General features: G+C 58.7%; 9 protein-coding genes. 6 read left to right on the top strand and 3 right to left on the bottom strand.

Annotated elements, in window-relative coordinates; genetic code table 11:
- The 3 genes from ACWR1S_RS30350 to ACWR1S_RS30340 form a co-directional block, all read left to right on the top strand.
- A partial coding sequence (locus ACWR1S_RS30350) for a gamma-glutamyltransferase (RefSeq protein ID WP_454566078.1) occupies nt 1-161 on the top strand: 161 nt, incomplete at its 5' end.
- Between the two features lie 66 nt (nt 162-227).
- Nucleotides 228-761: a cysteine hydrolase family protein gene (locus tag ACWR1S_RS30345; protein ID WP_454566077.1), complete on the top strand. Its 534-nt coding sequence runs from the start codon at nt 228-230 to the stop codon at nt 759-761.
- Between the two features lie 198 nt (nt 762-959).
- Complete coding sequence (locus ACWR1S_RS30340; RefSeq protein WP_454566076.1) at nt 960-1,973, top strand: lysozyme inhibitor LprI family protein; 1,014 nt, start codon at nt 960-962, stop codon at nt 1,971-1,973.
- Between the two features lie 19 nt (nt 1,974-1,992).
- Here ACWR1S_RS30340 and ACWR1S_RS30335 read toward each other — a convergent pair whose 3' ends face one another.
- Nucleotides 1,993-2,637 carry a TetR family transcriptional regulator C-terminal domain-containing protein gene (locus ACWR1S_RS30335; RefSeq protein WP_454566075.1) on the bottom strand — a complete coding sequence of 215 codons (645 nt, stop codon included), beginning with the start codon at nt 2,635-2,637 and terminating at the stop codon, nt 1,993-1,995.
- Between the two features lie 143 nt (nt 2,638-2,780).
- Here ACWR1S_RS30335 and ACWR1S_RS30330 point away from each other — a divergent pair, with 143 nt between their 5' ends.
- Nucleotides 2,781-3,239, top strand: coding sequence for a GNAT family N-acetyltransferase (locus ACWR1S_RS30330; RefSeq protein ID WP_454566074.1), 459 nt, complete (start codon nt 2,781-2,783; stop codon nt 3,237-3,239).
- Nucleotides 3,240-3,367: 128 nt separating this feature from the next.
- Complete coding sequence (locus ACWR1S_RS30325) at nt 3,368-4,003, top strand: hypothetical protein (protein ID WP_454566073.1); 636 nt, start codon at nt 3,368-3,370, stop codon at nt 4,001-4,003.
- Between the two features lie 40 nt (nt 4,004-4,043).
- Here the strand turns inward: ACWR1S_RS30325 and ACWR1S_RS30320 are convergent, their stop codons facing one another.
- Together ACWR1S_RS30320 and ACWR1S_RS30315 are read right to left on the bottom strand one after the other, a co-directional pair.
- Nucleotides 4,044-4,589: a hypothetical protein gene (locus ACWR1S_RS30320; protein WP_141129093.1), complete on the bottom strand. Its 546-nt coding sequence runs from the start codon at nt 4,587-4,589 to the stop codon at nt 4,044-4,046.
- Between the two features lie 53 nt (nt 4,590-4,642).
- Nucleotides 4,643-4,960 (bottom strand): DUF7693 family protein, encoded by a 318-nt coding sequence (locus tag ACWR1S_RS30315; protein WP_454566072.1) that lies wholly within the window; start codon nt 4,958-4,960, stop codon nt 4,643-4,645.
- 157 nt (nt 4,961-5,117) lie between these two features.
- Between ACWR1S_RS30315 and ACWR1S_RS30310 the strand changes: the two genes are divergently transcribed.
- Nucleotides 5,118-6,563, top strand: a complete 1,446-nt coding sequence (locus ACWR1S_RS30310) for a SulP family inorganic anion transporter (protein ID WP_454566071.1) — start codon at nt 5,118-5,120, stop codon at nt 6,561-6,563.
- Nucleotides 6,564-6,703: the final 140 nt, after the last annotated feature.

Raw genomic sequence — 6,703 nt, 5'->3', positions numbered from 1 at the left:
TCGAGAGCTGGGGCCACAAGTTTGCCGGGCCGCAGGACGCCAACCACATCGCTGCGATTCTGGTGGGGGCGCCTTCGCTGGGCGGTAAGCCCGTCGGCAAAAACCGTTTCTACGGTGCCAACGATCCACGCCGCAACACCGGCTTGTCACTGGGTTACTGAGGGGCGTAAAAAGGGGGCGGGCTCACGTCCGCCCCTGTCTCAAGGACTGATCAAGGAAGGCTCATCATGACCACCGCATTACTGATCATCGACGTCCAGCGTGCCCTCTGTTCGGGCGAATATCAGTGCTACGACATCCACAACATTATCGAAAAAATCAACGGACTTAGCAGCAAAGCGCGCAGGGCCGGCGTGCCGGTGGTGCTGATCCAGCATGAAGAAAAAGACGGCCTGTTGGCTCACGACGCCGAAGGCTGGCAGTTGGCCGAAGGGCTTGAGACATCGCTTAAAGATCTGCGCGTACGCAAGACCACCCCGGATTCGTTTTACCAGACTGATTTGCGCAAACTGTTGCCAAGCGAAGACTTCGAGCGACTGGTCATCTGCGGTCTGCAAACCGACTACTGCGTCAACGCCACTGTGCGCCAGGCCCATCAACTGGGTTATGACGTGGTGCTTGTGGCCGACGCGCATTCCACGCTCGACAACGGCAGCATGAGCGCCGAAGACATCATCGCCGAACACAACAAGGATCTGGCGCACCTGACCGGCTCCGTGGCGCGGATCGACGTCAAACCCGCCGCCGACATCACGTTCTGACAACCCACACCAAACCCTGTGGGAGCGAGCCTGCTCGCGAAGGCTGTGTGTCAGTCGACATTGATAGTGGCTGATCCACCGCTTTCGCGAGCAAGCTCGCTCCCACTGTGATTGCGAAACCCTGATTGCTATGTACATCAGGGATTTCCGCTGGCAGCACTGGCATACTGCGCGCCGTCCGAAGAATGGAATCTCTCGATGTTCGCTATTTCCCTGCGTCATGCCCTGGCGCTGACGGCCTTTGCATTTGCCTCCGTCACCCACGCCAGCAGTTTCGACTGCGCCACGGCCAACAGCAAAACCGAAAAAGCCATTTGTGGCGACTCGCAGATTTCGCTGCTCGACGAGAAGCTGGGCAAGCTCTGGCATTCGACATTGGCCAGTGTCCCCGATGCCAAAGCCCTCAAGGCTGACCAGCGGCAGTGGCTGAAAAGTCGCAACGCCTGCGGCGATCAGACGACCTGTTTGCGCCGCGAGTATTTGATGCGGCTGACCGAACTTGAACACTCCACCCAGCCCTTCAGTTGGGACGCGACCTGGCAGCTTATTCCGCCGGGGACTTCAACCTCGGCAACGGTGATAACCCAGCGCCGCGATGGCACGCACATCAGCATCGACATCACGGCGGCTGAGGGTGCCAACTCCGGTGATCTGGATGGCATCGCCACACTCAAGGACGGTAAAGCCGTTTACTCGGAAGATGAGTGCACCCTGGTGTTCACTCCCATCAACGGTGTGCTGGATATTTCGGTCGGCGATGCAGGCGGGTATTGCAGTGCCGGATTGGGCGTCTACTACACCGGCCGTTTTGTCGCCTCGCAGCACCCGCTGACGCTGGATTACGACATGCTCAGCCTGGGCCTGGCGCAAACACCGGAAGAGAATCGGGCCCTGCACACCTTACTCAAAGGTGATTATCAGACACTGGTGGAAAAGTCCGGCTCCCTGATGACGGGGGAGCCTGGCACTGATGTGCCGGGCAGTCAGGTCTGGGAGATGTGGATGCGCGGCCTGGGTGGCACCGGGATCGTGATGCGGTCACCCGATGGCCATTTCTGGGTGTTGTTGGTGACCTACGACAATTCCGGCCACTCGCGTCTGCGCTATTACACCAACGCTGCGAAATGGAAAAAACGTCTACCCGACGCCTTGCACGACTGGAACGAGCGCATGAAAGATCATCTGGAACTCCCCGTAGACTTCATGCCCTGATCTTCGCAGCAGCCCTCCCTCACGTCGCAAACAAAACCCCACGAATCTCGCCGACTCGCGGCGCTACGACCACGCCCTCCAGCACCATGCGCGTGATCGTCTGCGCCGCCGTTTGATAATCCTCATCCTGCGGCACTTCGCGCCCCATGATCCGGCCCATCTGCCAGCCGATGTTGGTGTACGTGCGCGTCGCCGACCAGATGAACAGCATCAAATGTTCAGGATCCACCGGCGCCAGCAAACCGCGCTCGATCCAGCTGCGCAGGCATTCAACATTGCGCCGCGCTTCGGCATGCAACAGATCGCGGCACTCATCCGGCAACTGGCGACCGCCCAGCAGCAACTCGCCACTGAACACCTTGGCAATCGCCGGATGCTCGCGGGCAATACGAATCCGCGCGGCCACGTAAGCGCGCAGCCCCGTCAGCGGATCATCGCTTTCACGCAGCACCGCCGAGGCTTCCAGCAACGGCTCGACAAAACCCAGTAGCACTTTGCTGTAGAGGTTTTCCTTGGTCTGGAAGTAGTAGTACAGATTGGCCTTGGGCACCCCGGCACGCGCGGCGATGTCGCGGGTCTGGGTGGCGTCGAAGCCGTTGGCGGCGAATTCTTCGCTGGCGGCGGCGAGGATCAACTGCTCGTTGCGTACGCGGATGGCGCTCATGGAAACGGAGACTGAATGGACGGCATGGAAAGATTCTGGCGATTTCGGTATCGCAATATACAAAACTATATAGCGATGAGGCCAGCACGCTCGACGGACAACGCTATGCTGTTTCGATCATTGATTGGAAACGGAGCGGCGACATGACCCTTCAGGCACTGCGGGCCGACGCGACACACCTCGATGCGGTGGCGCAGTTGTTCGACGCCTACCGAGGTTTCTACGAGCAACCTTCGAACCTTGAGCAATCGCGCGCCTTTATCGCCGAGCGCATGGCTGGCAATGAGTCAGCGATTTTTCTGGTTCAGGATGCAAAGGGCGAGGCGCTGGGTTTCGTGCAGTTGTATCCGACGTTCTCGTCCATCGAGGCTCATCGCACCTGGCTGCTCAGTGACCTGTTTACGACACCTGCTGCGCGCGGACGCGGCGTTGGCCGACTGCTGATGAACACGGCGCGTGACTTTGCTCTGGCAACCGGTGCCAAGGGCCTGGTGCTGGAAACTGCCACCGACAATTTCACGGCGCAAGGCTTGTACGAATCCCTCGGCTACGTACGCGACAGCGGTTATTACACCTACCTGCTCGACTTGCAGCAGAGCTGAGCAAGTTTTTTTGCCGATTTCCCGAATTCAGGCTTTCGCCCGAGCGCCGCTCTCTCTAGAATCCGCCCGGCCTTCGCAATGAAGGCTCAATGCCATCATTTGGTCGTGTACACATAGGGACGGACATCATGCAATTCGGGAAAATTCTGGCGCTGGGGTTGGTACTTGCGCTGGGCGGTTGTGCCAGTTTCACCAAAGACGAAGTGGCACCGGTGACTATGCCGTCGATGGCCAGCTACACCAACAAGCCAAACGTTTACGTGGATTTCGATTTCTATCAGGGCGAGCCGAAAAGTGGTTCTGCCGTGGAAGTGCCGCAGGCACGTGATCAACTGAAACCACAGCTGCAAAAAATCCTTACCGATTCGGGTCTGTTCGGCCGTGTCACCCTGGACGAGTTCCAGAAGCAGCCGGGCGACTACAGCTTGCGTCTGAAAATGTACAACCATCCGCCGAATGCCGGTTCCATGGTGCTGGCCTTCATCAGCGGCTTCAGCATGATGGTGATCCCGGCGTATGGCACCGATCAGTACACCTTGAGCCTGGAAGGCTTGGATGGCCAAGGTCAGGCTCTGACCACCGCGAGCAACCACGATGCGGTCGGCACCTGGATCGGCATCTGGTTCATCCCGCTGATGGCCAACACGCCTAAAGAAGCGGTGAATGACACCTTTACCCGTCAGGTCAACGCGTTGCTCAAGCAAATGGTTGATAACAAAAACCTGAAGTACTCGGCGCTCGAAACCGGTATTCCACGGGCCTGAAGCCAAAAAAAGAGCCGCAATCGCGGCTCTTTTTTTGCCCTTACTTCAGGGCCTGAATGAACTGTGGATCGCTGTACAGTTCCTTCAGCAAGTCTCGCACCATCGGGTTGTAAGCGTTGACCGCGTTCGGGATCGCAATGAAACCGAAGAAGCTGCTGCTCCACTGGCTGCTGACATTCTTGGTTGCGTCGTACACCACATCGTTGCCGTTGAGCAGGGTGAAACGCGCAGCAAGTTTACCGTCGCCCGTGCCCATGCCGGCGGACAGTTCGTTTTTCACCACCAGCACTTTCAACTGACGCTGAGCCTGCGGATCAAGCAGACCGGCCTTGCGCAGTTCTTCGGTGATCGCATCCTGAATGTGCGCCGGGATGCTGCCGGACGGTGAGCGAACCGGATTGGCACGCACCACCAGCGAACCTTCACCGGATTCGGCGGTAACCTGAGGATTGCTGATCGCATGCAGCGGCGGGGTTTGCTTGAGCTTCTGAACGTTCTCGAAACTCGGCTCGTAGCGGGTCATGGTCATGCCACAGCCTTGCAGCAGCACGGCCAGCATCGGGATCAACAACAGCGACTTCTTCACGGCAGTTCCTTGCGTGGGAATAGAGGAGGGCGCGAATTATGGGCAGAGTGCCATCATTGAGCAACCTCGTTCGTTTGCGCGTTGAGCAATCGCTCGATCTGCGCCAATTCCCAGGTACTGAGCAGGCTTACCGGGTCGGTGCCAAAACGCTGCCAGCGCTCTAGCGAGCCTTCTTGTCCATCGTCGCTGCGGGCGTGTTCACAGTGATGTAATCGCCCCCCGGCAAAATCCAGCAGCAGGCGCCAGCCGTCGATATCGACCGTGACCAGCCCGGCCTCGGCAGGCCGCTCGCAGATTTTCAAAACGAGCACGCCCAACGCCGCTTCACGCAAACGCTGACACACCTCGCGGGCGCTCAGAAATGCAGACATGTCGAACTCAATGACCAGAGGAGCGCGCCAGCATAAAGCCCGAACCCACAAGTGTCAGCGTTCACTGGCCCGATCCGCGACAATTCCGTAACATCCGCAACCCTCTTTTTCCCGAACACCTGCAGCCGCGCTAGGCGGCCGCTTAATCAGGTAAGCCATGAAACCGATTCGTCTGCGCGCCGATGTCCTGGCCGGACTCACCACCTCGTTTGCCCTGTTGCCCGAATGCATTGCGTTCGCGCTGGTGGCGCACCTCAATCCGCTGATGGGCCTGTACGGCGCGTTCATCATCTGCACGCTGACGGCGTTGTTCGGCGGGCGGCCGGGCATGGTCTCCGGAGCGGCGGGTTCCATGGCGGTGGTCATCGTTGCGCTGGTGGTGCAACACGGCGTGCAGTATTTGTTGGCGACAGTGTTGCTCGGTGGCTTGATCATGATGGCGTTCGGGCTGCTGCGCCTGGGCAAACTGGTGCGCATGGTGCCGCACTCGGTGATGCTCGGCTTCGTCAATGGCCTGGCGATCATCATTGCGCTGGCGCAACTGGAGCACTTCAAGAGCGGTGAAGACTGGCTCAGCGGTACGCCGCTGTACCTGATGAGCGGGCTGGTGGCGCTGACCATGGCCATCGTTTACCTCTTGCCGCGTCTGACCCGCGCGGTGCCGCCGGCATTGGTGGCGATCCTCGGTGTCGGCCTGCTGGTCTACCTGTTTGGCCTGCCGACCCGCACCCTTGGCGACATGGCGCACATTGCTGGCGGTTTGCCGACCTTCGCCTTGCCGGATATTCCGTGGACTCTTGAAACCCTGCGCATCATTGCGCCTTACGCGATTCTGATGGCGCTGGTCGGTTTGCTGGAAACCCTGCTGACGTTGAACCTCACCGATGAAATCACTGAAAGCCGTGGCTACCCGGATCGAGAGTGCGTGGCGCTCGGTGCGGCGAATATGGTCTCTGGTGCGTTCGGCGGTATGGGCGGGTGCGCGATGATCGGCCAGACCGTGATCAACCTCAGTTCCGGTGGGCGCGGGCGTTTGTCCGGTGTGGTCGCTGGCGTGCTGATTCTGTTGTTCATTCTGTTTCTGTCGCCGCTGATCGAGCGTATTCCGTTGGCGGCGCTGGTGGGGGTGATGTTTGTGGTGTCGCAGCAGACTTTTGCCTGGGCGTCGTTGCGGGTGGTGAACAAAGTGCCGCTTAACGATGTGCTGGTGATCATTGCTGTGACGACCATCACGGTGTTCACTGATCTGGCCACCGCCGTGCTCTGCGGCATTATCATTGCCGCGCTCAACTTTGCTTGGCAGCAGGCGCGTGAGTTGTACGCCGATGAGCATCTGGAGGCTGACGGAAGTAAGCTTTATCGTTTGCATGGCACGTTGTTTTTTGCTTCGACTACGCCGTTTCTCAATCAGTTTGATCCGGCCAATGACCCGGCTCGGGTGACGCTGGATTGTCGGCATTTGAGTTTTGTCGATTATTCGGCGATTGCTGCTTTGAAGACTTTGCGCGAGCGTTATGCCAAGGCGGGTAAGCATTTGCAGGTGTTTCATTTGTCTGAGCGGTGCAAGAAATTGCTGAAGCGGGCGGGTGAGGAGCATCACTGATCAGCCGTGGGCGTTGGCTATGGTTGTCTGGATTACGGAGTACATATCCGTTGCTGCGGTCACGGCGGCTTAGGGGATGGCCCTTACGGCGACTCACTTTTTTTACAAACGCCTAAAAAAAGTAAGCAAAAAAACGCTTG

Source organism: Pseudomonas sp. AIG (genome assembly GCF_977020205.1).
Note: the sequence above shows the minus strand (reverse complement) of the source record. Positions and strands in the feature narration are given on the sequence as shown.

Coding starts and splice junctions, on each gene's coding strand:
- ACWR1S_RS30325 (WP_454566073.1), top strand. CDS start 3,368: ATGCAATTCGGGAAAATTCTGGCGCTGGGGTTGGTACTTGCGCTGGGC.
- ACWR1S_RS30340 (WP_454566076.1), top strand. CDS start 960: ATGTTCGCTATTTCCCTGCGTCATGCCCTGGCGCTGACGGCCTTTGCA.
- ACWR1S_RS30335 (WP_454566075.1), bottom strand. CDS start 2,637: ATGAGCGCCATCCGCGTACGCAACGAGCAGTTGATCCTCGCCGCCGCC.
- ACWR1S_RS30345 (WP_454566077.1), top strand. CDS start 228: ATGACCACCGCATTACTGATCATCGACGTCCAGCGTGCCCTCTGTTCG.
- ACWR1S_RS30330 (WP_454566074.1), top strand. CDS start 2,781: ATGACCCTTCAGGCACTGCGGGCCGACGCGACACACCTCGATGCGGTG.
- ACWR1S_RS30310 (WP_454566071.1), top strand. CDS start 5,118: ATGAAACCGATTCGTCTGCGCGCCGATGTCCTGGCCGGACTCACCACC.
- ACWR1S_RS30315 (WP_454566072.1), bottom strand. CDS start 4,960: ATGTCTGCATTTCTGAGCGCCCGCGAGGTGTGTCAGCGTTTGCGTGAA.